General features: G+C 47.5%; 20 protein-coding genes. 10 read left to right on the top strand and 10 right to left on the bottom strand.

Features of this window, described 5'->3' with window-relative positions; translation table 11 throughout:
* Positions 1–116: 116 nt before the first annotated feature.
* Both F458_RS0100530 and F458_RS0100525 read right to left on the bottom strand, forming a co-directional pair.
* Positions 117–962 (bottom strand): HDOD domain-containing protein, encoded by an 846-nt coding sequence (locus tag F458_RS0100530; protein ID WP_018981413.1) that lies wholly within the window; start codon positions 960–962, stop codon positions 117–119.
* 122 nt (positions 963–1,084) lie between these two features.
* Complete coding sequence (locus F458_RS0100525; protein WP_018981412.1) at positions 1,085–2,128, bottom strand: 2-dehydropantoate 2-reductase; 1,044 nt, start codon at positions 2,126–2,128, stop codon at positions 1,085–1,087.
* Positions 2,129–2,221: 93 nt separating this feature from the next.
* On the opposite strand from F458_RS0100525, the gene F458_RS0100520 reads away from it, so the two are divergent.
* Both F458_RS0100520 and F458_RS0100515 read left to right on the top strand, forming a co-directional pair.
* Positions 2,222–3,466, top strand: a complete 1,245-nt coding sequence (locus F458_RS0100520) for a glycosyltransferase (protein WP_026294384.1) — start codon at positions 2,222–2,224, stop codon at positions 3,464–3,466.
* Between the two features lie 64 nt (positions 3,467–3,530).
* Positions 3,531–3,968 (top strand): hypothetical protein, encoded by a 438-nt coding sequence (locus F458_RS0100515; protein WP_018981410.1) that lies wholly within the window; start codon positions 3,531–3,533, stop codon positions 3,966–3,968.
* Here F458_RS0100515 and F458_RS0100510 read toward each other — a convergent pair.
* Together F458_RS0100510 and F458_RS0100505 are read right to left on the bottom strand one after the other, a co-directional pair.
* Positions 3,961–4,386: a SufE family protein gene (locus F458_RS0100510; RefSeq protein ID WP_018981409.1), complete on the bottom strand. Its 426-nt coding sequence runs from the start codon at positions 4,384–4,386 to the stop codon at positions 3,961–3,963. The genes F458_RS0100515 and F458_RS0100510 overlap by 8 nt on opposite strands.
* Positions 4,383–4,808: a DUF2750 domain-containing protein gene (locus F458_RS0100505; protein ID WP_018981408.1), complete on the bottom strand. Its 426-nt coding sequence runs from the start codon at positions 4,806–4,808 to the stop codon at positions 4,383–4,385. The genes F458_RS0100510 and F458_RS0100505 overlap by 4 nt, the downstream gene beginning before the upstream one ends.
* A 171-nt stretch (positions 4,809–4,979) precedes the next feature.
* Here F458_RS0100505 and F458_RS0100500 point away from each other — a divergent pair, with 171 nt between their 5' ends.
* Together F458_RS0100500 and F458_RS0100495 are read left to right on the top strand one after the other, a co-directional pair.
* Positions 4,980–5,828 (top strand): hypothetical protein, encoded by an 849-nt coding sequence (locus F458_RS0100500; RefSeq protein ID WP_018981407.1) that lies wholly within the window; start codon positions 4,980–4,982, stop codon positions 5,826–5,828.
* A gap of 2 nt (positions 5,829–5,830) precedes the next feature.
* Positions 5,831–6,280 (top strand): hypothetical protein, encoded by a 450-nt coding sequence (locus F458_RS0100495; protein ID WP_018981406.1) that lies wholly within the window; start codon positions 5,831–5,833, stop codon positions 6,278–6,280.
* A gap of 6 nt (positions 6,281–6,286) precedes the next feature.
* Here F458_RS0100495 and F458_RS0100490 read toward each other — a convergent pair whose 3' ends face one another.
* Together F458_RS0100490 and F458_RS0100485 are read right to left on the bottom strand one after the other, a co-directional pair.
* Positions 6,287–8,653: an EAL domain-containing protein gene (locus F458_RS0100490; protein WP_018981405.1), complete on the bottom strand. Its 2,367-nt coding sequence runs from the start codon at positions 8,651–8,653 to the stop codon at positions 6,287–6,289.
* A 15-nt stretch (positions 8,654–8,668) separates the two neighbouring features.
* Positions 8,669–11,227, bottom strand: coding sequence for an HWE histidine kinase domain-containing protein (locus F458_RS0100485; RefSeq protein ID WP_018981404.1), 2,559 nt, complete (start codon positions 11,225–11,227; stop codon positions 8,669–8,671).
* Positions 11,228–11,302: 75 nt separating this feature from the next.
* Here F458_RS0100485 and F458_RS0100480 point away from each other — a divergent pair, with 75 nt between their 5' ends.
* The 3 genes from F458_RS0100480 to F458_RS0100470 are packed head-to-tail and all read left to right on the top strand — an operon-like array spanning position 11,303 to position 13,420.
* Positions 11,303–11,899, top strand: a complete 597-nt coding sequence (locus F458_RS0100480) for a heme oxygenase-like domain-containing protein (protein WP_018981403.1) — start codon at positions 11,303–11,305, stop codon at positions 11,897–11,899.
* 51 nt (positions 11,900–11,950) lie between these two features.
* Positions 11,951–12,760 carry an exodeoxyribonuclease III gene (gene xthA / locus F458_RS0100475; protein WP_018981402.1) on the top strand — a complete coding sequence of 270 codons (810 nt, stop codon included), beginning with the start codon at positions 11,951–11,953 and terminating at the stop codon, positions 12,758–12,760.
* 12 nt (positions 12,761–12,772) lie between these two features.
* Positions 12,773–13,420 (top strand): energy-coupling factor ABC transporter permease, encoded by a 648-nt coding sequence (locus F458_RS0100470; protein ID WP_018981401.1) that lies wholly within the window; start codon positions 12,773–12,775, stop codon positions 13,418–13,420.
* 67 nt (positions 13,421–13,487) lie between these two features.
* Here the strand turns inward: F458_RS0100470 and F458_RS0100465 are convergent, their stop codons facing one another.
* The 4 genes from F458_RS0100465 to F458_RS0100450 all read right to left on the bottom strand — a co-directional run bounded on the left by F458_RS0100465 (position 13,488) and on the right by F458_RS0100450 (position 19,943).
* The gene (locus F458_RS0100465) at positions 13,488–17,078 is read right to left on the bottom strand and encodes a LamG-like jellyroll fold domain-containing protein (RefSeq protein WP_018981400.1); all 3,591 of its coding nucleotides are present in this window, start codon (positions 17,076–17,078) and stop codon (positions 13,488–13,490) included.
* A 61-nt stretch (positions 17,079–17,139) separates the two neighbouring features.
* Positions 17,140–17,772: a hypothetical protein gene (locus F458_RS0100460; protein ID WP_018981399.1), complete on the bottom strand. Its 633-nt coding sequence runs from the start codon at positions 17,770–17,772 to the stop codon at positions 17,140–17,142.
* Positions 17,773–18,087: 315 nt separating this feature from the next.
* Complete coding sequence (locus F458_RS0100455) at positions 18,088–18,648, bottom strand: phosphoribosyltransferase (protein ID WP_026294383.1); 561 nt, start codon at positions 18,646–18,648, stop codon at positions 18,088–18,090.
* A 92-nt stretch (positions 18,649–18,740) separates the two neighbouring features.
* A complete protein-coding gene (locus F458_RS0100450) occupies positions 18,741–19,943 on the bottom strand; it encodes a lipoprotein-releasing ABC transporter permease subunit (RefSeq protein ID WP_018981397.1) in 1,203 nt (400 codons plus the stop codon).
* Between the two features lie 207 nt (positions 19,944–20,150).
* On the opposite strand from F458_RS0100450, the gene F458_RS0100445 reads away from it, so the two are divergent.
* Genes F458_RS0100445 through F458_RS0100435 form a run of 3 tightly spaced genes read left to right on the top strand, consistent with a single transcriptional unit; the run spans position 20,151 to position 25,603 of the window.
* Positions 20,151–20,750, top strand: a complete 600-nt coding sequence (locus F458_RS0100445) for a PilZ domain-containing protein (protein ID WP_026294382.1) — start codon at positions 20,151–20,153, stop codon at positions 20,748–20,750.
* A 50-nt stretch (positions 20,751–20,800) separates the two neighbouring features.
* Entirely contained in the window at positions 20,801–24,292 is a 3,492-nt protein-coding gene (gene mfd, locus F458_RS0100440; RefSeq protein WP_018981395.1) for a transcription-repair coupling factor, read from the top strand.
* On the top strand, positions 24,293–25,603 hold the full coding sequence (locus F458_RS0100435; RefSeq protein WP_018981394.1) for a CsiV family protein: 1,311 nt from the start codon (positions 24,293–24,295) through the stop codon (positions 25,601–25,603).

Genomic DNA, 25,603 nt, shown 5'->3' with positions numbered 1-25,603 from the left:
ATAGATGGTGGTTGTGATATTTATCCAAAGGAATGCAGAGTGGGGTTAGCCCCTGGTTAACCTACATCCCCTACCCGTTTGTAATCAAAAAATGAGCACTGTCTGCATACTTACTTTTAATAAAGCACAAATGCGCTGGGGTTAAACAGGGCAATAACGCTGATACATTGCAGGTTAGTAATATCAAGTGCATCTTCTAAGTCTGATCGCTGCAGGTCCAGAGATTCATGCATTTCTTTTTGCAAGTTGCTATAACCGAGATAGATTTCAGGGTACACATTATCCAGTGCCAGAGTATAACTTAACTGCAAAATACGGTGCTCCACGGGGCTTGTCGACGAGATCTCATCATGAATATGCTCTACAGGCTCATAAATACAGGCAGGAATCGACCATTGTTTTACCATCTCGGCGGACAATGCAGAATAGGTAAATCCCAGTACGGCCTCTTGCAAACTGGCCGGGCTCACCCTCGCATTGAAATGCTGACACCGCTGCGCCTGCTCTGGTGCCTGTGAAACAATGACTAATTCACCGATGTTGTGTAACAGTCCGGCAACAAACAGCCGCTCTGGCTCTTTGATATTTTTGCTTTCAGCCAGATATTTTGCCAACAATGCACAGCTGACACTCTGTTCCCAGAATTTATCCAAATCTATGATGCGCGATTCTATATCGCTGAATGCATGGCTGATACCGTAGGCCAGCGCAAGATCGTAGGCTGCCCGGGTGCCAATCACCTGCAGCGCTTTTGAGATTGTATCTATCCGTTTTGGGAACCGGTATAAAGCACTATTGGCGACTTTAAGAATCTGACTGGCAAGGGCCGGATCAAAACTGATAATTTCAGCCACGTCATCAATACTGGCCGCGCCGTCATCCATACTCGCCTTTAACCGGGTGACTGCGTCAGGTAAAACAAAAATTTCCCCTGCGCGGGCGGCGATCTGCTGCAATTTCATTATGTACTCCTCGGTAACCTCTTTGGCCAGAAAGACAACACTGTCTCCATGGCGCTATCCCGGTATCCTCGTTATACATTAACTGTATGTCTAAAACAGGTATTCAGCCATTAACCTGCTTATCAAATTTTGTAACTGCTTTTTTCCAAACGTTTTATTTTTATCTCGTTGAGTAGTTCACTGGCGCTTAATGCTTTATAACTACCGGTCTCCCGGCGCTGTCTGTTAGCCTCATAAATTAAATCTATTATCACCTTATTGGCGGGGCAATAGTTTCTTGCTAATACCCCCTGGCGCACCACTTCACCATTTAAATCTTCAACCTCGGTAGGTTTTCCCTGTTGCAAATCCCACCACATTGATGTTTTTACAGTAGGATCGATGTCTAACATCGTAGCGGCAACCCGCCTGAACATAAAATCAGGCAGACTCAGGATAAATGGCAGCCACTTTCCGTCTACTTTGGTAACCTTTGCCAACGCAATACGGTTAGTGCTGGCCACCTCCAGCCATTCTCGCATTAAGTGAGCGATAACCTTACGATATCCACGATCTTCAAGCATTTGCTTTACCGGCAGGTCGCTTAATGCATTAACCGCGTTACTCAGATTAAGCTGTAATTTGGCGGCCTGAATCGCATTAATGTCTGATACTAACCGAACCTGGAGCAGCTCGGAATTGAGCGTTTTTGATAATTCAGGAAGTACTCGCCGTATCTCTTTGGGCAAGGTAAGTCTACCTTCTGAACCGCGATGCAGGGTACCGTCTTCCAGCCTCACCACGTTGAAAGGCACCACAGCACTAAAGACTTTGCAGTTTGGAAAGGCGGTTCTCATCTGGTGAACCGCGCGTAATCCGTTTTGGCAACAAATGACAATACTGCCGGTTTTGACCAAAGCCCTGAGCTCACGCACGGCTAGATTAAGACTGGTACATTTTACGGTCAGCCAGATGACTTCGACGATGTCTTGCTCGCGGCTGTGGTACTGGTAAATGGCAGGTACCTGCGCTGCGTTGCCCTGATAATCCGACAGTCGAAGACCCTTGGTCAACGCCTTAATCGTTTTATCTCTGCCTATCACGCGAACCTGATGGCCGGTTAACGCTAAATTACCAGCCAGATAACTGCCAACCAATCCGGTACCGAAAACTAAATGCATGCGCATATTCAATCTTTCAACTAACCGGCTTCCAGCATGCCCTTTATCGGAACAATTTGCTATATTTGTGCTTCTTTTGTTCGCTGGAGTCCCCCTGGTTTGACAACACGTCGTCTTGTAGTTATCGGATATGTCTGGCCTGAACCGAACTCTTCGGCAGCAGGTGAAAATATGCTGGGCTTGCTAACAGCGTTTTCTGGTGGCGGCTGGGATATCACTTTTTTAAGTGCAGCAGCAGATTCTGCCCACATGGCGAACCTTACAGAGTGTGGTATCGCCACACAGCGGATTAATGTCAACTGCAGTAAATTTGACGCACTGATAGCAACATTAGCCCCTGATGTGGTAATTTTCGATCGCTTCATGACCGAAGAACAATTTTCCTGGCGAGTCAGACAACACTGCCCGGGGGCATTGCGGGTGCTTAACACCGAAGATCTACACAGCCTGCGCCATGCAAGACAGCAGATTAGCAAAGGTAAAACTGAGCCGCCGAAAAACCCCACAATGCCATTTAACGATGATATGGTTCAGCGTGAGGTGGCAGCGATAATCCGTAGTGATTTAACCCTGGTAATTTCCCAGTCTGAGTATACCCTGCTTACTGAGCAATTTGCTATTTCGCCAACACAGCTTCTGGTGCAACCACTTATGATAGCTCCGTTAGCGGCAGTGAGCACAGATGAAAGCGCGCGCAATGGATTCACCTTTATCGGCAACTTTCGTCACGCCCCCAACTGGGATGCGTTGCTGTATTTAAAAGAAACCCTCTGGCCTAAAATACGCGCTGCCCTGCCCCATGCCTCACTTTTTGTATATGGTGCCTATCCGGGTAAAAAGGTGACTAACTTACATAACGCTAAGAACGGCTTTCTGATTGAAGGTTGGGCGCCGGATGCGCGAATCGCTCTGTCCAGACATCGGGTGATGCTCGCCCCGCTTCGGTTTGGCGCCGGGGTCAAAGGCAAGTTAGTTACAGCCATGCAATGCCAGTTACCCAGCATTACCACCGCCATTGGAGCAGAAGGTATCGCCAGCGATGATGCCTGGCCCGGAGCAGTCACAGACAACGAGGATGAATTTGTCTCGCAAAGTGTATTTTATTATGAAAATGCGGCTGCCCGTCAGCAAGCTGTCGAAAAAGGCAATATTATTATTGCCCGGCAGTTTGATACAAAAACGCATCAGTATGCGTTAACGGCAACGATCAGCAATTTACTGGAGCGTCTTGAGGCCCACCGGGCCAGTCTTTTTTACCAGCAGTTGCTATGGCATCAGAATCTGCGAGCTACTCAGTATATGTCGCAATGGATAGAAGCGAAAAACGCGAAAAACAACAGCTAAATACAGATTTCTCTGCTATATCTTTGAAGAGATATATCTTTCAGCAGATAACCCGGTGGCCGCAATGAATATATTCATACCTTTAATTGTTTTCACCACGCTTATTTGTTCAAAACCTGTGATTGGTGCACCATCGCCCCACCCGGAAGGTGTCATGCTTTGTCATGGTATAGCTGATATCGTCGGTCGTATTAAACAACAGCGGCAGACAGGTAAATCCGAATCGGATAATGACGGCCTGGAAATCCTGCGCCAGCTGGAAAGAGAAGTAAAGCAAGATTTGATCACCCCGGTGGATGCATTTCTGGCTAACACTGAACGCCTGCCGGCGCGCTGGAGTGCCGCGTTATTTACCCATGCCTGCCTGTATAATTATACCGGAAATCTTGCTCAGGTTGCCCTGATGAGTACGCTAATCAGTCAGCGGTGTGATCTGAAACACACAGGCATAGCCTGCATCGACAAAATCTTTACCACTTTACCACAACAAACCGCTATCTGAGTGGTGATGTAGCCAAACTTGCCAGCTCCTGAAGTCGGCAAATAACCGCGCCTATGCCATCTGCGCGAGACTGGCTCAGCTGACGGATCACACCCGCATTATGCAAATAAGTAGCGAAATCGAAGCTGCTGACCTCAGTAACTGTCAGCTCATTGGCCTTTTCCAACACGATAGCCAGTACCCCGCGGATTATTTTTGCATCTGACCAGGCTGCAAACTGACTATTTTCTGTCTTGTCATCACAGGTTTGCCACACATAAACCTGACTTTGACACCCTGAGACCTGAAAAGATGGATCCAGCCACTTATTATCTGGTTGCCGGAGGGTTTTGCCAGCCAGCATAATTTGTCGAGTAACATTATCCCAGCCGCGGGCACCGGCCACTGCTTCAGCCAGGGGCAGACGACAATCACTCATTTAGCAACACCACTGTCGGCAAAATACGTAAGCAGCTCGTCTGCACTCATCACCATGCCGTTATCATCGGCAATGGGAAAGATTACTACGCCAACATTGTTTTTTTTCAGACCAGGTAGCCAGGTGTCCAAGAATTCGGAAAGCTGCAGACTTACCGGCTGACTGATATTATCATCTGGTACCGGCCACAGCGCCACCAGCGACTGGTGTGGCCACACCGGCAAAAGCGCACTAAATTCCGCCACCGTTGCGCACTGTTCAGGGGCTATCATTACATAGCCTTCAGCACCTTGTCTTAACCACAATGCGCCGGCTTTCTCGCTATATTGCATGAACAGCGCCTGGCGCTCCTCTGCAGACAATGATGCGGCCTGTTTGATGAGCGAAGATGAAAGCGCGTTTGTTACAGTTTCTGGAAACAACTGAATACTCCAATGGACAAATAAACGTATTATACGGACGAAGCTTTACTGGCGCCAATCTGATACCGAGACTGCTCTCCCCTAGTTCGGAGCGTCAGATGCGCAATTATGTTTTATCCTAAATACACCTCATGGTAATGTGTAGCATACTTTTTTTACCTGTTTGCCGTAATGGATTCCGAGTTTTACTTATCGTCTAATAATAACGAAAAAACGCTGGCATTAACTGAAGAGCAGTTCAGGGAGCTAAAGCGGGCGCGTAAACGATTGTCGCTGATTCACGCAGTGTCGTACAAGTACAAGCTGGTCCTTTCTAACTACCAGCTGGTTGAAGAAAACATGGCACAGCTGGGTGAATTATATACCAGTCAGCATAATATCAGTGACATAGAAAGAATCAGGCCGCAACTCAATGCCAGCATAAATAATTATGTATTGAGCGCGAGAATTTTCACCAGCCAGCTAAAACGGCATGTGCAAAGTTGTCTGCCTCTTGAGCGTGAACTGGTAACCCAGCTTTCCGATCAAATGGATAAGCTGTACAAAAACTCGTTTGCTTATCGTTTTGTGGATTCCATGTATGACTATGTGACTTATTACGGTCTCAGCGTTCATGCTTTTCGGTGTCGCTCATTTGTACGGCTGGATGAGCAGGAACAACCTGTGCGCGAATACGATTTTCGGGCCTATATTGAGCGGGAATATATCGGTGGGCCGGCCGATTTCAGAGCATCGGTGCTTACAGAAACACCTGACCGGGTGGATGTTTTAGCCCTTTTAGCAGAGTTTAATAAAAGCCTGGAAATTTTGCATAATCAGGCCATGTCTATGCTGACAGCGGTGCTGACGAAATCTCGTACGAGCGTGGCAGAGTTTGTGAATGTTTTCATCGGGCAGTTTGGGAATCAGCATGCAAATGTGTTTGTTATTCATAAAACACGCGCATTTGGCGATAAGGTATATGAGAGTTTTCCGTTATCGGTATATCTTGATAACGAACTGCTGGCGGAGCAGGTTTGAACATGATGAGTGATGCTTCAGCACCTTTGGTGCTTTCTACCGATTACGAAACTCACGATGTCATCAGTATACATTACCGGCATTTTTCGGTCTGGCTCCGTGATGACTTGCTTGCTCCGCTTTCCGGTGTGGTGACAGAAATTGAGTTTCCCTGGAGCGAAAGTGCTATGCAGAATAATTTTCAGCACCATTTGGACAATATTGCCCAACATGCGCTGGATACAATGGCATTGATTGACAATACCCTGCGCACAGAGAACTGTAAGATTATTTATTGTGAAGTTAATAAGTACGCCTGCGCTGTGTCTTTATTAGCGCCCTTGCCACAACTGGTCTATCAGGGCATGCAAAGTATGCCCTGTCCGTCGATATTCTCGCTACCAACCATGACCAACCATGAGGTATCGGCCAGTCATTTTGTCAAAGAGCGGCGAAGTAAACTGAGTTTCTGAATAACGTTACGGTGTCGCAGCCGGGGCTTGTAAAGAAGGTAAAAGCTCATTGATGGTCATGGGACGTGAATATAAAAAACCCTGCATCATGTCACAGCCAGCTTGTCTGGCAAACATAGCCTGCTCTTCGGTTTCAATTCCTTCCAGCAACACTGACTTACCCAGACGGTTACACATCTGGATTAGGGTATCGATAATGATTCGCTTTGTTTCGTGGCCATTATCGCCGGGCAGTAATGACTTATCCAGTTTGACAATGTGAGTATAAGGCTCACTAAGCTCAGAAACAGAGGCATAACCGGAGCCAAAATCGTCAATCGCTATGGTAAAGCCGGCCGTATAAAGCTCACGTAAAATGCGTCGTGTGCCGATGTCGTGCATAGCAGATTCTGTTACTTCCAAGACGATATCATCGGCATTTACAGAAAATTCATCCAAAAATGTCATAAACTGTTTGACCAGCTCACTGGAGTTTAGCTGCAGAATAGACACATTAACATGCACTCGGATGTGCCCTAATCCGGCTTCTTTGAGTAACGCACTGGCAATGCACACTTCTCGCAACATTTTCAGCCCCAGCTCGTTAATCAGGCCCGTCTCCTCGGCAATGGGAATAAACGAATCGGGATGGATATCGCCAACCTCCTGGCTTTGCCAGCGGCAAAGCGCCTCCAGCGCCACAATTGTTCCGGTGCTATCGACGATGGGCTGATAGACAGCATAAAGTTCATGATTGACGATAGCATCCAGTAACCCCTGTTCCACATAGAGCCGGTACTGAATCGCCGCGTCCTGCTGCGATGTATAAAAGACCACCTGCCCCTTACCCTGACGTTTTGCTTCGTACATAGCGATATCAGCGTGCTTGAGTAGTTCGTTCGCGGTTTTGCCATCCTCGGCCTCAGCCACGCCAAGACTGACACCAACAGGCAATAATAAATCGTTGACAACAATTGCGTCATCAAACACCGCTAACAACCGTTCACTGAGGGCCTGCAAATCGTCACTTTGTTGTACCAGGATAACAAACTCATCGCCACCATGACGAATCAGCGTGTCATTCTCGCGAATGGTGTGTTTTAAGCGCATAGCGCATTCACATAGTACTTCGTCGCCCACGTCATGACCGTGGGTATCGTTAATCGCTTTGAAGCCGTCCAAATCAATGAAGATTAAGGCTTGAATATTGTCACTGAAAACCCGGTCATTGAGCGCTAACTTTAAATAATTTCTGTTACCTGCACCCGTTAGCGAGTCTGTGAACGCCAGCGACTCGAGTTGTTTTTCAGCACGGGTCAATTCAGAAATGTCAGAGACTGTCGCAATGTATTTTTCTTCATCACAGGAAGCTGTGAGTTCAGTCACTGTCAGCAGAGCAGGAAACTGCTCGCCCCGGGCATTAAATAGATTTATCTTTTCTCGGAGCATTATTGATTTATTTTTTGTCATGGCAACACTATGCGAGTCGACACCAAAATCAACCAAAGATTTTCCAATTAACTGCCCCGTCTTCCCCACCATCAGATCAACCAATGCCCGGTTACAATCTATAATGGTAAAATCCCTGGTCAGGACAGCCACGCCTTCGGCTAACTGATCCAGGATAATGCTCGACAGACGTAGTTTTTTGCTTTGGCGCTGACGCTCCGTGACATCTATAACAGCGCCAATATGCACCTGGGACTCTGCAACGTTGATGTCACTAAATAGAATATCGACCCAGATATCGTTCTGACTGTCGATACAAATGGTTTTATGCAGGCTTTTATTCTGCTCAATGCAGGCGGCAACTTCCTGACGCTCTTCTTGTTTAAATAAATCATAAAAGCGGTTCAAATCAATCGACGTTGAGGATCCAAACCGATGGAGCAAACTCTTTGCGCCGGTAAATATGAATCCTCGACCATCCCCTTTCATCTCCATGACGCCCAGCTGGGCCGCCTCCGCGGCCAACTTGAACCGTTTTTCACTGTCCTGGGCTCGCTGTTCAAGGGCAAATCGCTGAAGCGCCGTTTCGCACGTTACTTTAAGCGTCTTAGCATTAAAAGGCTTTACCATGTAGCCATAGGGCGAGGCCTCAAGTGCGCTGGCCAGCGTAGCATCGTCGCTGTAAGCTGTGGTAAAAATCACCGGAACCCGTTGTATTCGACCGATAGCATGCGCAGCGTCAATGCCGTTACTGCCTTCTGCAAGATGAATATCCATTAAAATAAGTTCAGGGCTGAATTTTTCGGCCAACTCCAGCGCCTGCTCTTCCGAGCGGGCCAGACCAACCACCTGGGCATCCAGTGCTGCCAGCTCTCTGGCCAGATAAGTCGCTGCGATAGTGGTGTCTTCGACCACCAATACCCGCTTATTTTCTAACAGACTCATTTTTATCCTTTTCATTTAGGGCTGAAGCAGTTCATACAAGGTATGATGCAGCAACTTATCAGATACAGGCTTGGTCAACAGCGGCACCGAGCGCAATGCGGCGGGCACGTTGAGCGCATCCCCATAACCACTTACAATTATGCTCGGTATATTCAGCATCAGCGCCTGTTCGATAATGTCAAAGGTAGTAGAGTCTCCCAGATGCACATCGCTCACCAGCAGCTCAGGCAGGCACCGGTCCAGATGCTGTCTGGCAGACTGTAGATTACCGGCAATGAAAACCTTACCAATTCCCAGTCGCTTGAGCTTTTTCTGCATATCTAATGCTATGACCAGGCTATCTTCAATAACCAATGCGCTTTCGGGCATGCCTAACTGCGGGGCAGTCGGGGTTTCATCAGACGCTATTGGTAAAGGATTGGCGTTGTAAGTTGTGAAAAACCGGTTAGGAATACGAATACTCGCTTTCAGACCATCTGGTTCAAACCTCACATCTACATCTCCCCCCAACTCGTGAGGAACGGTGTTTTTTATTAAAATCATGCCAAAGCCTTCGCGCTCAGGAATCCTAACCGGAGGGCCACCACTCTCACACCACGCAATCTGCAAATCATTGCGCGCATCGATATACCAGGAAAGAGCCACGCTACCTTTATGTTCAGACGGCGACAGTGCACCGTATTTGGCGGCATTGGTGAACAATTCATGAATAACCAGTACAACCGGTGTAGTGGCGTCGGGGACAAATGCCACCTCGGGACCGTCAAAACGGATAGTCGCCTCACTTTGTACGTAAGCCTGAATTTCGGTAGTGATTAACTGGCGAAAACTCAGGTTATCCCAATGGGACGCGGTGAGTTGATCGTGGGCGGAGGCCAGTGCGACTATCCGGCCTGAGAGGGTTTCCACAAACTCATCCAGGGTACGTCCGGACTGGTCGGTTTGCACTACAATTGCATTGACCAGATTCAGAATATTGCGCACCCGGTGATTCAGCTCTGAAATTAGCACTTCATGTTTACGTCTGGCCTGCTGCTGCATATCACTGCGATCCTGCAGGTGTCGGATGATGACTTCAAGCAGTGTCACGCGCAATGAATCGGCACTGTTAATATCTTTTTCCTGCCAGTGTTCGCATTGATCTTTGTAGGTTTGTTGCCATAGGGCAAAACTTTCACGGGGTGCAAGCCGATCTTCATTGGCTACTTGCGTTACAGGCTTATCGGGGTTGCCGGCCCAGTTGACAGTTTGGGTTTGAGCATTGCGGAAAAAAAGCAGATAATCCCGTGGATTTTTCGATATGGGAATAGCGAGTACACCGGCCACTTTATCGGTCTGTGTATCATAATCATTCAATACCTTAGCCACACTGGTTATAGCGATAACCTCACTGGAGGCCTGCCGGTTAAGGTAGCGGGTGAGCTGACGAACCTGTTCATGGCGAAGGCTAATCCCCGAACTTTGGTATTCTTCATCAACCACCGCACCAATTCCATCACAATCTATTAAACTTCGCATTGTGGCGAACTGGCGTCTCAGTAATGCTATAAGTGTTCCTTCACCGCCAATGGTTGCCATAATCTGATTATGCACATTACGCACACGATTACTTTCAGTTTCACGCTCCTGCATCAACCGCGAGGTAAGCTCTAGTGAAAATATTTCGGCAAAGAGTTCCAGTTCCGTGCGCATAAAGTACGAAGGTACTTTCGGGCTATAATGGTGACAGGCGATAAGCCCCCACAGTTTTCCATTAATCACTATACTGACTGACAAAGAAGCCTCTACACCCATATTTTTCAGGTATTGAATATGGACTGGCGAGACGGCGCGCAATGTAGACAGTGATAAATCAATATTCTGCTGCTCATCGGTTACACCCGGCACAACCGGTACCGGGTCACTGTGCACATCGTGAATTACCCGCAACAAGTTTTTAAGGTAGAGGGCTCTGGCCTGACGGGGGATATCTGATGCCGGATAGCGCAAGCCAAAAAAAGCATCCACCTGATAGCTTTTTGCCTCGGCCACGACCTCGCCGGAGCCGTCAGACAAAAACTGATAAATCATTACCCGGTCATATCCGGTAATAAGCTGCAAATACTGTGCAGTGGTACTTATCAGCGTCTGGCTATCACTGGAATGATGAAACTGACCGAGCATTGCCCGAACAAATGAATCTTCTGACACCCTGTCGGCAGTGATCTTTTCAAACTCGACAATAATAAAAGTACCGTTATCATGAACAGAAATATCGACCGCAACGCCAGTTTTTTCAATATAGCGATTAAACAGGCGTTCGTTGCGTCCGGTTATACTGGCAGCCTGATACGCAGAACGAATATCATGCAACAGTTGCGCATCGACCCAGTTGCTGAAAGGACTGGCAACAATCTCGTCACTTTCAGCGCGAAAATAATCGGTTGCATTGGCCGAACAAAAAGCAATAATCCAGTCGTATCTTAGCGCAACCAGGCAGCCAAAAGACTGTGTATGGGCAAGCAGATGGATGGGTTCTCTGTCGCAACTTGTCAGGTCTACAGACGAAGCAATTGAAGATTGGTCATTTTTCATAGTTTACTTCTTTACCGCAAAATGACGTAGGGATGTCCTACAAAAAACGAATAAACGATCAGGACACCAAATGCAATGAATAACATTTTTGTCGAGCTCAAACACGGAACTAAGGAAGCCCACACTGTATTGGAAGCCACCTATCCGTTTAATACAATGATGAAATCGGAAATATTTGATCGTCAGGCATATAGTAAAAATATTACGGTACTGGCAAGCTTCCATCACTATGTTTATGAACTATTAAAAAAGTTTAATGGTTGTGTATCGTTTACACAGTATATGCAAGCAGAAGATGTGGTAGTAGCAGTGGACAGCGATTTACACGCCCTGCTCAGTAACCCGCAATATTGTGACTTTCCCGCCGTGATAGATGTTCAGGAACCCGAAGCCATGCTTGCAGCAGCCTATGTATGGATGGGATCATCGATGGGCGCGCGAATTTTGTACCGGTGGCTCAACCACGCTGGCTTTGAGTCGCTGCCTATGAATTACTATGAGACAATGATTGGTCTTGGCAAGCAGTGGGAACTTTTCGTCCGAGACGGACAAGTGTGGGCAGATGTTCACCGAGTAAACCCTAAAAAGTGTATCACCAGCGCCAACCAGTTATTTGAAGGTCTCAGGCTTTGTGCCCAGTCGTTGACACACCAGCAGCGTCATCCGGCCTGAGCGCCTTTTTATATAATTTTTTGCACCAACCTGACAATAATGAAAAAGATTATGAAATTTATTTCTTTTAATATAAACGGCATCCGGGCAAGGCTTCATCAGTTACAGGCAATTGTTGATAAACATGATCCTGATGTTATTGGCCTGCAGGAAATCAAAGTTCAGAATGACCAGTTTCCTGAAGAGGCAGTTCGTGACATGGGCTATCATGTTTATTATCACGGGCAGAAAGGTCATTATGGCGTTGCATTCATGTCGAAAAGCGCGCCTGATAACGTTCAGTACGGTTTTCCTACTGACGATGACGATGCGCAGCGACGCATGATTATGCTGACATTTTCTTCTGGCAGAGACAAACCACTGACAGTGCTAAATGGTTATTTTCCTCAGGGAGAAAATAGAGAGCATGAAACGAAATTTCCTGCCAAACGCCAGTTTTACGCAGATCTATCCGACTATCTGGAAACACACCATACACCTGAAGATGATGTAATCATCATGGGCGATTTAAATATCTCACCGCAGGACATTGATATCGGAATTGGGGAGCAAAATAAAAAACGCTGGTTAAGAACAGGTAAGTGTAGTTTTCTTCCAGAAGAAAGAGAATGGATCCAAAGGTTGTATGACTGGGGGCTGACAGACAGCTACCGCCATCAGAATCCTCAAACTGATGACCAGTTCAGCTGGTTTGATTATCGGTCTAAAGGGTTTTTGGACAACCGTGGTTTACGAATTGACCATATACTGGCAACAGCCAATGTTCATAGTGCCTTACAGCAAACTGGTATTGACTACGAACTTCGCGGTATCGAGAAACCATCAGATCATGCGCCTATCTGGGCTGACTATAAGGACTGATCAGCTCCGCCTATGAGCGCCTTGCAAACTGTAGCTTTAGTCATATTTCTGGTCACGCTGGTTCAGGTAATCAGATCGACGGATGTTCGAGAAATCTGGACATCTTCATCAAGTCGGTTGGCAATTACTAATGCCACCGCTTTGGTGATGTTATTATGGTTCCTGCGGCTGCACACCTCGCTGGGCCCGGATATACACTTTCTGATGACCGGCGCGCTGACTCTCACCCTTGGGTTTAGAGCAGCGACGTTAAGTGCTTCGCTGTGTTTACTGGTGCTTTGCCTTGCAGGTCAGTCTCAATGGGTAATGATTGGCGTCAATGGTATCGCCAAAGTGCTGCTGCCCATAGGCATTACCTACATTATCTTTGCATTATCCTGGCATAAATTGCCCCGCAATTTTTTGGTCTATATTTTTCTGTGTGCGTTTTTACCCGCGGCCCTGGTCCTTGCCATTAGCATGCTTACGCTGGGCGGATACTACGTACTCGATGACGTTTACAGTGCGCAGGCTATTATCGACAACTATCTGATGATAATTCCGTTAATGTTATTTCCAGAGGCGCTGCTAAACGGTGTAGCAATTACCTTACTGGTTATCTATAAACCTGAATGGGTTAACACCTTTCATGATAAGTTTTATTTTGATAACGACCAGTGATTATCAGTCTATAAAAACAAAGAAGACGGCTAAGCGCCGCCTTCTTTAAGTTTGTAGTATCGAAGGTTTAATTCTGAACCCCGGTATACAGTTGAATGATATCCGCAGCTGAAATAGCTTCGTCATAAATTTTAAGCTCATCAACAATACCGTGATACGGCGTGTCCCAGAAGTTGACGCCGATACTAAATCCGGTGCTCTGCTGATTACTGAAGATATCCGGAAACTCATTACCAGCAAATACCTGCGATCCGTTGAGATAAACCTCTAGCATTCCGTCCTCTACCACATACACGATATGAGACCAGGTATTAATCGGAATTTGCGTCCCCATGGCAGCGTCATACCACTGTGTGCCGGACCAGACCATAGAATTTTCAGACACGCCTCCATGCCCTCTTGGAACCAGACTTACCCAACTATCGGCATTGGCATAGCCAAACAGTGCCGAGGTGAACATGGTTAACTCGGTAGGGTTAAGCCATACAGAGACACTGTATGTATCACTGGTTATCAGATTATCTGGTAAGCGCACACCCGATTGACCATCCAGCATCAACCCCATGCTGTTTACCCCCCCTGTATATGACGGGCTATCTCCGGCTTCGCCTATCAATGCGCCTATATCGGTGCCCGAGCCAAAATTACCCGTAGCATCTTCTAGTGTAAGCGTATCGAAATTGAATTCTGCAACCGGTGAAACCGGCCCCAGGGAGCGTACAGTAACAGTAAACTCGCGGGTCATTTGTTCGCCATCGAGCACAATCGTTGCGGTCAGGGTGACCTCTGCATCTGATGCCTCTTCACCGGGTCGGGTAACGTTACCGCTGGTACTGATAATCTCCGGGTGAGACGAAGACCAGCTGATTGATGACGCAAACATACCGGTTACCGGCAAGTGAAGGTCAGTCTTCACAGCATTGAGATTGTTACCCAGGCTCAATGCCTCGGTGACAGTCGTCAACATCTGCCGGGGTGACTGGCGTTCAATATCCAGCGCTACAATTTCGGTCTGAGACAGAGCATCATCATACACTGCTACTTCATCGATCAACCCGTTATACGGCGTGTCCCAATAGTTTACGCCCAGCGTAAAGGTTCCCTGCGCACCGGTAAATACATCGTTGAAGTTGGTCCCGCTGTACGCCTGCTCACCGTTAATATACAAGTTGATATCGCCGTTATTGACACTAAAAGCTACGTGACTCCATGTATCGGTAGGGATTCGGAAGCCTGCAGATGCATCGTACCAGGCGACGCTACCCCGCCACAACATAGTGTTATCGTCCCAGCTCCAGGGCACCAGACTTATCCAGTTGTCAGTACTTGCAGCACCGAAAAATGCCGGAGAAAACTGTGACAGCTGTGCGGGATTCAACCACAACGAGACTGTATAGGCGTTATTATCGATAAGGCCATCAGGCAGACGTACACCACTTTCACCGTCCAGCCACAAACTCTGTTGGTACTGGCCTTGTGCGTATTCTACACTACCGCCAAGGTTGTCCGGAGTCGCTCCCGTCGCAGTGCCGGCGGGCTGATAATTCAACGAGTCGGATAAATCACTTTCAAACCGATAGAACGCAACCCGGTTATACGGTTTTCGCGCCGCAACACTGACAGTGTAGGTGCGAGTTACTGATTCGCCATTTAGCTCTATCGTCGCGGTCAGCGTAACCGTTGCATCTTCCTCTCCAGGTGCCGGACGGATTACCTCACCGTCTGTACTAATCACTGACTCATTACTTGATGTCCAGGAGATTGACGCGCCCATCGCCCCGGTCTCAGGTAATACGATTGAGCTACTGGCACTAGACGGAATAATCAAATCATTACTGGTCGCTGCTACCGCTTCACTGGTACTCATTGCCGGTATTTGTGTTCCCCATACCGACGCGCCAGACTCGCCAAGGGCAGTGAAAGTGGGCACCAGCTGTTGAATATTATCATTAAACTGCCAGGCCGCGACGCCTTCAAAAGTCCCCAGATCATCGACCATCAGAGTAATCTGATTGCCATCGTGAAGTCTATATTCACCACTGAAATCGCCCGCTATCGTTCCGTCACTTTGTAAACGCATGTAGGAAGAAACTTTCGGCTCACGATTGATATCTTTTTCATGATTTACAAACCGGTAAGTGCCCTGAATGTCGTTTTCATCGACAATATTTTCACCTTGCACCGGAACATATCTGTGCGGTGAGGCGACAAGCCAGTCATCCTCGTTGATAAACATCTCATGGACACGAATTTCATGACCTTCCCCGCGGTCAGGAAAACGTGTGTGGAAAATTACGTAATGATTTTCTGTATCAGGGTCGTAGTAAGCTGAATTATGGCCGGGTGCCATATAGCCATTATCGCTGCCAGGTTCACCCGGCTGGACGTCAAACAAGTAACCGCCCATTAGCTTGACACCGTAAGGCTCAATGTTTGACCAGCCACCACTGGCCCCTATCATATCCTGGCCCTCGGCATCCACAAACGGACCTTTGGGGCTTCTGGAGCGGGCTATACGCATATTATAGCCATCATTTTGCTCGTAGCCGCCAAACGAGGTAAAAAGATAGTAGTAATCCGATTCAGGGCTATACAACATATAAGGTCCTTCTATGGCACTGTAGAAGCCCCCCATGATTTTGGTGCCAAAGCCCTGCCCTTCCAAAGGAAAACCTGTAGCGGGATCCATCTCGAGCACGAAAATACCACCCGAATAAGAACCGTAAACCATCCATAACCGGCCCTCTCTGCCGTAGAAAACATCAGGGTCAATGGCATTAGGATGGTAATTACCATTATAATTTTCGCCGTTTATGGCCGGGTTCTCATCGCCAATATGACCGGACCGTAAAAACAGCCCCCGATCTTCATAGGGGCCCTCGATATTGTCAGAAACAGCAACTCCCATATAAGAGCGAGAGGCATCACACAGTCCGGTATCTACCGAAGCACAATGGTTATAGTAAAAATAATAGTTATCATCTTCCAACTGGATAACATCTGCCGCCCAGGAACCGACGGTACCGCCAGACCATGCTATCCCTTCGGCAGCTTCTTCCTCATAGGTATCGAAAAAGGGGCTATCTTCGACACCATCGCCCGCCACGGAATACCAGTTTACCAAATCGTCACTTCTGGCTGCTGCCAGGTGTGATCCAAATACATAGTATTCTCCGCTGTCCAGACGAATAACTGAAGGATCGTGGACACTGGCATTATCAAAACTGATCGGTGCATCAACCGTTGGGTCCGGAGCGCCCTCTTCAACAAAGGCGTAAAGTGCAGAGGAGTAGTTAAGACGGGCACGTTGCATGGCGAAGCGGATTCGAATAGCTTCAGTGACATCATTAACTTTAAAATAAGGATGACCCTCTTGCGTCATCCCATCTGCATTGTTTACCTCATGGCTGCTATCTGTTACCACCAAACGTATTTGCTCGGCACCCGCTAAATCGGTTTCAAGACGAATGGTATTATCAGAGTAAAAACCGCTGCCACGTACATAAACTGGTTTGGCTTGCTCTATTGTGGCGCTCTCGACCTTCTCCCATTGTGCATATGCCGACGGTGCTAATAAACTGGCTAGCGCAATGGCACTTAACTGTGATGTGGCAGGCACCAGCCGGTTGCGAAATGTCTGGAAAGACAAATTTTTCATTTTCAAAAACTCCTGAAAAAAGTGACAAAAGCCGACAACTCAACTGGCTTTGTGATAAAAACTAGCGAGCTATTTTTCTTCTGACAGCCGCCACTGCACCTAACGCTAGTAGTAGTCCGGTAGCCGGCGCGGGTACTTCTGCTGCGGCCAGACTGATATTGCTTACCGTAAGACTGTCAGCGGGTATGAAGTCATAGTCCATTACACCAAATTCAAGACTCACCATTTCACCGGCCCAGGAACTGATATCAAAGGAGCCACCTGCGGATAAATCGATAATATCGTCAGAGGAAAGGTCACGCAGCTGGACAAAAAACAGATCCGTCGCTGCATCAGTTAGTGAGGCACTAACATCAAGTGACAACGTCTGAGCATCGGGAGCAAGCAGAGCCTCCTGAAACATGCTCACAGACCAGTAATCATTTTGAGCATCGGATGATGTTGCCAGTGTGACCTGGTTATCACCCAGCATAAAATTGTCGGCATACTGGCTAAAAATCTCGCCGGCATTGGTCACATCGGCATCAGAGTCGTAGTTGTAGCTGATAACTTCAGCTTCCCATCCGGAAAATCCTGATGAAAAGTCTGTGTTGATGAGATCTGCATTCACTGTCTGTGTATTTAGTGCAAGCAACAGGCTGCCGGCAATAAGACATTTTTGTGTGGTGTTATTTGTTAAACATTGTAAACCCATGGGTATCTCCCTCAATCATTAGGTATTATTGTAATACTATTAAAGTCTCTCTAATTGTGATTGAAAAGTAAACACCCAATAACATTATTTTTACAGAAACGCGGGTAAGCCCATTTTGGTGATATAAGGCGTACGCAGAGACGGGGGGGTAGAATGATATTCAACTAACAGGACTGGCTACTGGCAATTTGAAAAGCTGCAAATAATATTATTATATTACTTAAAAATCATAGATATAGAGCCGGATGGATGATAAAGAAAAAAAAAGCCGGTAGTCACGCTAAAATGGCTACCGGCTTGATGTGTTATAACAGCTTACTTAAATAAAATATCCATCACGTCAGCAAGTTCAGATTTACCTTCGCGAATTTCTTCTTCGCTCAGGCCAGCAACCTCGTGAGGAAAAACCAACCACTCGTCAGACTGATTAATATAATAATCCGGAACAATATCGGTTTTATTATTTTGCGGCTTATACCAGGGGCAGGCAATACGGATATCAGACGGAGTATTCAGTCGCATAAGGGTATTAATCTGGTTGATTAATGCATCCACGCTGCGCCCTGAATCAAACACATCGTCGACAATCAGTAGCTTATCGTTAGCATTGGCATTTTCTACCAGGTAGTGCAACCCGTGTACACGGATCTCTTTCGCTTGTTTGTTGATGCCATAGTATGACGAGGTTCTTACTGCAATATGATCAGTCGGACTGTCTTTGAATTCAAAAAACTCCTGTACAGTAATACCGATAGGTGCGCCACCGCGCCAAATGCCAACAATAAAATCCGGGCGAAAATCGTCCGCATAGACTTTTGCTGCCAGACGAAAGGAATCCTGTATTAAAGACTGCGACGTAATAAAATTCTTTTTCATGCGACTTCCCGCCCCAAAATTGAAAGGACGGGGATTATAAGTAATTTGAGCGGCACTTGCATCACCAAACTTTATCCATGCCCGGCCCGGGATCATTCATTTTGCAATGCGGTAGCCGGTTGGGTTTGCATCGCGCGGTAAGCCGGATACAAACTTGCGATAAAGCACAAGCCCAATGACAACAGCGTATAGGTAGCCACCTGTGGCCAACGAATATCCACCGGCACCGCAGTGCCATCTGCCGACAGAGCAAGTGAGACGCCCAGCCACTCAAGCATGTCATTAAGCGTCAGAGCGACGACCACGCCAAGCACCAGCCCTATGGCTGCGCCACGCACGCCATTAAAGACACCGTTTAGCATAAAGATAGTCATCAGTTTATACTGGCCCAGCCCCTGAGTCTGTAAGATGGCAATATCACCTTGTTTTTCACTTACTACCATTACCAGGGCCGATACGATATTAAATGCTGCTACCGCAATAATAAGCACTAACATTAAAAACATCATATTGCCTTCCATTTTGACTGCATCAAACAAAGGCCCTTGACGGGTGCGCCAGTTTTCACTGCTAAGCTTTGCCTGGTCAAGCTGCGCCACAGTACTCTGATAAGCAAAGGGTTCGTTTAGAAACAAACGATAATCAGCGGGGCTTTGCGTTGATTTACGCATCATTCGTTTTAAATCATCAACAGGCATAAAAACAAACTTTTCGTCTAACCGGGAGCCCACATTATGGACCCCGGCAACAGTGACCAGGCGCTGACTCGGTAACCGGCCAAATGGCGTGTAGACACTGGCGCCAGCCATCAGCAGCCGTACTTTGTCCCCCACGCCAATCTGTAACTGACGCCCTAACGCTTTGCTGATTACCACCCTGAAGCTACCCTGGGTCAATGTGTCAATCTGACCCAGCTGCATATTATCTGCTAAAATGCTCTGCTGCATATCGGCGGCGACCACGCCCTGGATTTGGATGCCCCGTAAACCATTGCGAGATTGTAATACGCCCTGTGCTTCCAAAAATGGCGTGACTTTTTTAACATTATTCAATCTTGCCAGCGTTTGCTGACTGACGCCTTCATCGTGCGCTACCACAATATGCGGCACCAATCCCAGGATGCGGGACTTAAGCTGGGCTTCAAAACCATTCATTACTGAAACCACGACAATCAGGGCCATTAAACCAAGCGCTATACCGGCTACAGAAAAACGATTAATAAAAGAAACAAAGCTGTTTTGCTTGCTGGCAGTGGAATAGCGCCAGGCGATAAAGGCAGATATCGGATGAAACATATCGGTCCGTCAGTTGATCGAATTGAGGCAAGATGGCTTATTCAACTTGATTGTTAAGAAGCGTCGCCAGGTTCTTTCGGATAATTGCTATCAGTTACCTGGCAATACCACGCTGCGGGTCATAACCGGTTTAGCAAAAATACTGATATACTGAGTATATAGTCTACGTGCAAGCGCATGGTCGTACAAGAATTAGGTGGTAACAATATGGACACATTATCGCTGGAAGAAAAAAAGGCCCAGTTCGATGAGTTTTTTGTCATCAGTCACGAGTTGAAGGTAAACATTAAACCGCTTGGCGCTGATGAGGTACTGCCCCACCAGTCTGAATTAGAAGATACCATGCCCTATGCGTTTCGCATTGCCGCAGAAATGTCGGCGCTGGACGCCGCCGCTTTACGCCCCCTGCGCGGAATCAGTGAGCATGCTTCCGCACTGGCCGATTATCTTAATCATCAGTCAAAGAAGATTGACCTGATGATGTCTTATATCCTCCATCAGCAGGATGAACCTGAACACCGCTTTTTAACCATTAAATTTGGTGGCGGTGGCGTTGTGGTCAATTACCCATCGCCACTTGAAATCGGTACTATTGTTCAGATAAAGCTGTTTTTGACTGAAGAAGCCGCAGCTATTTTCTGTTATGGCGAAGTTATTACTTGTCAGCAGAATGAGGATGATTACCATATATCTTTTATTTTTACCCGTATTCGCGAAAAGGACCAGGAACTGTTGGTCCGGGCAAGTCTGCATTTGCAAACATTGCAGTTGCGAAAACGCGCGCAAGCCAGAGGACAGGACCAGTAAATGCTGGCTTGAGTCAACTGGCCTACCCAACTCGTTAAGTATCAGGTGCTATGACAGTAAAACAAACCACCCTGCCACTACCTAAATCAAAATCCGAAGGGCGCGTCCAGGACCACCAGCAATGGGGGCATTTACAGGGCAGTAGTCGTGCGCTGGCTATAGCCAAAGCATTTGAAGAAAGTCAGGGGCCGGTTGTTCTGTTAACTGCAGATACCCCCTCGGCATTAAAACTTCAACAGGAGATCGCGTTTTTTCTGCCCTCCGGCGATACGCAGATTACCCTGTTTCCGGATTGGGAAACCCTGCCCTACGATATGTTTTCGCCTCATCAGGATATTATTTCCCAGCGGCTTGAAACCCTCTATCACTTTTCCTCACAGCGGCATGGACTGTTCATTGTTCCGGTAAATACACTGATGCAACGCCTGGCACCAGTGGACTATCTCAATAAATATCTGTTGATGCTAAATCAGGGGCAAACTCTTGACCGGGAACAATTTCGCCGCAACTTAGAGCAAGCAGGCTACCTGCATGTCAGTCAGGTTATGAGCCATAGTGAGTTTTCGGTACGCGGTTCTGTCATTGACTTGTTTCCCATGGGCAGTGAACGGCCTTTTCGTCTTGATTTGTTTGACGATGAAATTGAAAGCATTCGCTATTTTGACCCGGAAACGCAGCGCTCCGCCGATGAAGTCAGTGAAATAAGACTGTTGCCGGCCAGAGAGTTTCCCACCGATAAAGCGGCGATTTCTCTTTTCAGGCAACAATTTCTCGACCGGTTTGATGCCAGTCAGGCTAATGAGTCAGTGTTTGCGCAGGTCAGCAAAAACACCATGCCCGCGGGTGTGGAATATTACCTGCCATTGTTTTTTGAACACACTGCTACTCTGTTTGATTACCTGCATCCCCATACCACCTTAATTTTGCACGGTGATTTGCAGCAAGCAGCCGATTTTTTCTGGCGGGATGTCAATGAACGTTATGAACAGCATCGCTATAATCTCGCCCGACCGTTATTAAAACCTGATGAGCTTTTCTTACCGCTTAACACACTGTTTGAACAAATTAAGCAGTGGCCGCGTTTATCGCTAAAAGAAGAGGTTCTGGAGGAAAAAGCCGGCCAGCACAACGCACCTTGTGAGAAACTCACAGAGATCGCGCTTAATCCGCAGAAGAAACAGCAAGCTGAAGCGCTGCTGGCTACGCTGGATAATGTGACCGCTACGCATGGGCGTACGCTGTTTATCGCAGAATCGCCAGGACGCCGTGAAAACCTGCTGGAGATTCTTGGTAAAAGCAATATACGGCCGGGCCAGTTTACATCGTTTGATGACTTTTGCCGCAGTGATGCCAGTATGGGTATTGCTATTGGCATGGTGGAAAACAGCTTTAGCTGGAAAAGTCATGACAGCCATCTGTTTATTATCACTGAAACAGAATTACTCGGCTATAAGGTCAGTCAGCGCCGACTAAGGGAAAAGCGCTCTACCACAGATGAAAGTGCCATTATCCGCAATCTGGCTGAGTTATCTGTGGGTCAGCCGGTAGTTCACCTTGATCATGGCGTAGGGCGTTATATTGGTCTACAGACGCTGGATGCCGGGGGCGTTGCCACAGAATACGTATGTATTGAATACGCCAAGAAGTCAAAATTGTATGTACCTGTCTCTTCGTTACATTATATTTCCCGGTACACAGGCGGTGATGTTGATCACGCGCCGTTACATTCACTGGGTTCTGATGCCTGGAGTAAGGCTAAGCAAAAAGCCGCTGAGCGGGTTCGCGATGTCGCGGCCGAATTACTGGATGTCTATGCCAAACGCGCGGCAAATCCTGGCTTTGCCTATCCCATTGAGTGGGAAGAGTATCAGACGTTTGCCAATAGCTTTCCGTTTGAGGAAACCGCCGACCAGCAACAAGCCATCAATGCGGTTATTCAGGATATGGGCAGTCCGCAGGCTATGGACAGACTGGTGTGCGGCGACGTCGGTTTTGGTAAGACAGAGGTTGCTATGCGCGCTGCATTTCTGGCAGCCAATCAGGGTAAGCAAGTGGCGATTCTGGTTCCCACCACCCTGTTAGCACAACAACACTATGAAAACTTCCGTGACAGATTTGCGCAATGGCCTTTTAATATTCAGGTCATCAGCCGCTTTGTCAGCGGAAAGTCACAAAAGTCAGTGGTTGAGGGGATCAGTAATGGCCAGGTGGACATTGTAGTCGGTACCCACAAGTTATTGAACGATGATATCAAGTTTGATGATTTGGGTCTGGTGATCATTGATGAGGAGCATCGTTTCGGGGTGCGTCAGAAAGAAAAATTCAAAGCGCTGCGCGCCGATGTGGACATCCTTACGTTAACCGCTACGCCGATTCCCCGTACCTTAAATATGTCACTGTCAGGGATGCGTGATCTGTCGATTATCGCTACTGCACCGGCCAAACGTTTATCAATTAAAACCTTTGTTCAGCAACGCAACAAACCTGTTATCCGCGAGGCCATCATGCGCGAAATTCTGCGCGGTGGTCAGGTGTACTTTTTGCACAATGAAGTCGAAACGATAGAGCGTACCGCCGAGGAAGTGGCCGAAATCGTTCCTGAGGCTCGTGTGGCCATCGGGCATGGCCAGATGCGTGAGCGCGAGCTTGAGTCTATCATGAGCGACTTTTACCACCAGCGATATAATGTGCTGGTGTGTACCACCATCATTGAAACTGGTATTGATGTACCGACCGCCAATACGATTATTATGGACCGGGCCGATCATCTGGGCTTGGCACAGCTGCATCAGCTTCGCGGCCGGGTAGGACGTTCGCATCATCAGGCGTATGCCTATCTGCTCACGCCGCATCCAAAACGAATGACCCGCGATGCTGCGAAACGTCTGGAAGCTATCTCCAATCTTGAGGATCTGGGGGCCGGATTTGCGCTGGCTACCCACGACCTGGAAATCCGGGGAGCCGGTGAACTGTTAGGCGATGATCAATCTGGTCAGATTGCCTCAATCGGCTTCACTCTGTATATGGATATGTTGGATCAGGCAGTCACTGCGCTTAAAGAAGGACGTGAGCCATCGCTGGATGAAAGTCTTGCGGGCCAGACCGATGTGGAACTACGCATCCCGGCCCTGTTGCCTGAAGATTATATTGCTGATGTCAATACCCGGCTTTCGCTGTACAAACAACTGGCCAGCTGTAAAACTCAGGCTGAAATCGATGAGTTTCAGGTGGCTCTGATCGACCGGTTCGGCTTACTGCCTGATGCAGCTAAGAACCTGGTAAAAATTGCTCAACTGAAACTTATTGCCCATTCCCTGGGCATAGTAAAAATCGATTTGTCAGCTAGCGGCGGAACCCTTGATTTTAAACAGGACACTGCCGTAGATCCTGGCTACATTATTAAATTAGTACAAACCAAACCTGAGACATTTAAATTTGAAGGAAGTCAAAAACTGAAAATTGTCAGCAAAACAGATTCAGCGAAAGACCGTATTGCGTTAATAGAAGGCATCTTAAGCGACTTTGCCAGGGAGACACGCTAAATGAGAATGTTATTTGCCGGGCTGTTCGCAGCATTGACTCTGGTTGTCTCAGCAAACGCGCAGGCACAACAGGACTGGTGGTTTGATATTGAAGTGATTCTTTTTGATCGCGGTCAGTCGGTAGAAGGATTACAGGAAGAATTCGAGCGGGCCCCTGCGCTGGGGACGGTGAGCGCAAACTGGGATTTACTCGGCGCGTTATTTCAGCCGGATATTGGTTTGCTCAAACAAACGCTCCCCGCCTGTGATACCCCAACATCTCCAGTTTGGGTAGAAAAAACGTCTCTGCCGAAGATTACCGGCTACCGGCCTACGTTCGACCTGGCAGACTTTGAACCTGAAGAAAATGATGAATTAACGCAATCTCAGGCCAGTGCCACCTCCGATTCATCTTTTGACCAGTTAGCATCGACAGAACAGGAAAAGTCTCTTACACCGTCAGAAATAGCGCGTTTGTGGCTTGCATTTCACGGCCCGGACAGTACCGCTATTGAGATTCCTGAAACGCGTTACTGTGAACCCTCGCAACCGTGGATAAGCTGGCAGAACAACCAGTGGCACGTGCATCAACCCGACAATAGCCTGCCCTTTCCGGATCACATTCCGATTGAACCACAAGGCTATGATGAATTTGACGGTACTGCGCATATTCTGAGTTCACAAAGCAATGAACTGACGAAATTATCTCAGCAAATTCGTCAAACCCGCGGGCTTACCCGCTTATTGCATCTAACGTGGCGTCAACCAGTTGTATTTGGTCAGGATAAAGCGCCTTCAGTACGTATTTTTGCGGGTAAGGATTACAGCAAGCAGTTTACACATTCAGGAACAGCCCGTGCTGAGGTTCTACAAACCAGTGGAAGCAGACAACCGAATAAAGACCCCGAGGCCGATGTATCGTCTGCAGACTCTTGGTCTGTATTACAGGCGCGTCTGAATCGGCCCGAGCCGGTGCCGTTTGAACAAATGATGTCAGCGCGCACCGATGCAGGGGTTACGAATCAGGCCAACACGCTATCTTCGTTGCAGAACGAACAACAGCAAGGTCCGATCTGGCAAATGGATGGTTATTTGAAGGTATATCTGAAAAATATCAATCAAGTGCCTTACCTGCATATAGACTCCAGGTTGTTTTATCGACAGCCAGTACCGTTAGCCGCGTCTGACGCCACCCAGCCAGAGTATGAGCTAGTGGCAGTACCCTTTCATCAAGTGCGTAGGGTAATTAGCAAACAGCTTCATTATTTCGATCATCCCTTGTTTGGTATGGTGGTAAAAATCAGACGATTTAAAGTACCGGAAGGAATTTAA

Origin of the sequence: Salinimonas chungwhensis DSM 16280, assembly GCF_000378185.1 — a bacterium.
Lineage (GTDB): Bacteria > Pseudomonadota > Gammaproteobacteria > Enterobacterales > Alteromonadaceae > Alteromonas > Alteromonas chungwhensis.
Note: the sequence above shows the minus strand (reverse complement) of the source record. Positions and strands in the feature narration are given on the sequence as shown.

Coding starts and splice junctions, on each gene's coding strand:
- F458_RS0100530 (WP_018981413.1), bottom strand. CDS start 962: ATGAAATTGCAGCAGATCGCCGCCCGCGCAGGGGAAATTTTTGTTTTA.
- F458_RS0100525 (WP_018981412.1), bottom strand. CDS start 2,128: ATGCGCATGCATTTAGTTTTCGGTACCGGATTGGTTGGCAGTTATCTG.
- F458_RS0100515 (WP_018981410.1), top strand. CDS start 3,531: ATGAATATATTCATACCTTTAATTGTTTTCACCACGCTTATTTGTTCA.
- F458_RS0100510 (WP_018981409.1), bottom strand. CDS start 4,386: ATGAGTGATTGTCGTCTGCCCCTGGCTGAAGCAGTGGCCGGTGCCCGC.
- F458_RS0100500 (WP_018981407.1), top strand. CDS start 4,980: ATGGATTCCGAGTTTTACTTATCGTCTAATAATAACGAAAAAACGCTG.
- F458_RS0100495 (WP_018981406.1), top strand. CDS start 5,831: ATGATGAGTGATGCTTCAGCACCTTTGGTGCTTTCTACCGATTACGAA.
- F458_RS0100490 (WP_018981405.1), bottom strand. CDS start 8,653: ATGAGTCTGTTAGAAAATAAGCGGGTATTGGTGGTCGAAGACACCACT.
- F458_RS0100485 (WP_018981404.1), bottom strand. CDS start 11,227: ATGAAAAATGACCAATCTTCAATTGCTTCGTCTGTAGACCTGACAAGT.
- F458_RS0100480 (WP_018981403.1), top strand. CDS start 11,303: ATGAATAACATTTTTGTCGAGCTCAAACACGGAACTAAGGAAGCCCAC.
- xthA (WP_018981402.1), top strand. CDS start 11,951: ATGAAATTTATTTCTTTTAATATAAACGGCATCCGGGCAAGGCTTCAT.
- F458_RS0100470 (WP_018981401.1), top strand. CDS start 12,773: ATGAGCGCCTTGCAAACTGTAGCTTTAGTCATATTTCTGGTCACGCTG.
- F458_RS0100465 (WP_018981400.1), bottom strand. CDS start 17,078: ATGAAAAATTTGTCTTTCCAGACATTTCGCAACCGGCTGGTGCCTGCC.
- F458_RS0100460 (WP_018981399.1), bottom strand. CDS start 17,772: ATGGGTTTACAATGTTTAACAAATAACACCACACAAAAATGTCTTATT.
- F458_RS0100455 (WP_026294383.1), bottom strand. CDS start 18,648: ATGAAAAAGAATTTTATTACGTCGCAGTCTTTAATACAGGATTCCTTT.
- F458_RS0100450 (WP_018981397.1), bottom strand. CDS start 19,943: ATGTTTCATCCGATATCTGCCTTTATCGCCTGGCGCTATTCCACTGCC.
- F458_RS0100445 (WP_026294382.1), top strand. CDS start 20,151: ATGGACACATTATCGCTGGAAGAAAAAAAGGCCCAGTTCGATGAGTTT.
- mfd (WP_018981395.1), top strand. CDS start 20,801: ATGACAGTAAAACAAACCACCCTGCCACTACCTAAATCAAAATCCGAA.
- F458_RS0100435 (WP_018981394.1), top strand. CDS start 24,293: ATGAGAATGTTATTTGCCGGGCTGTTCGCAGCATTGACTCTGGTTGTC.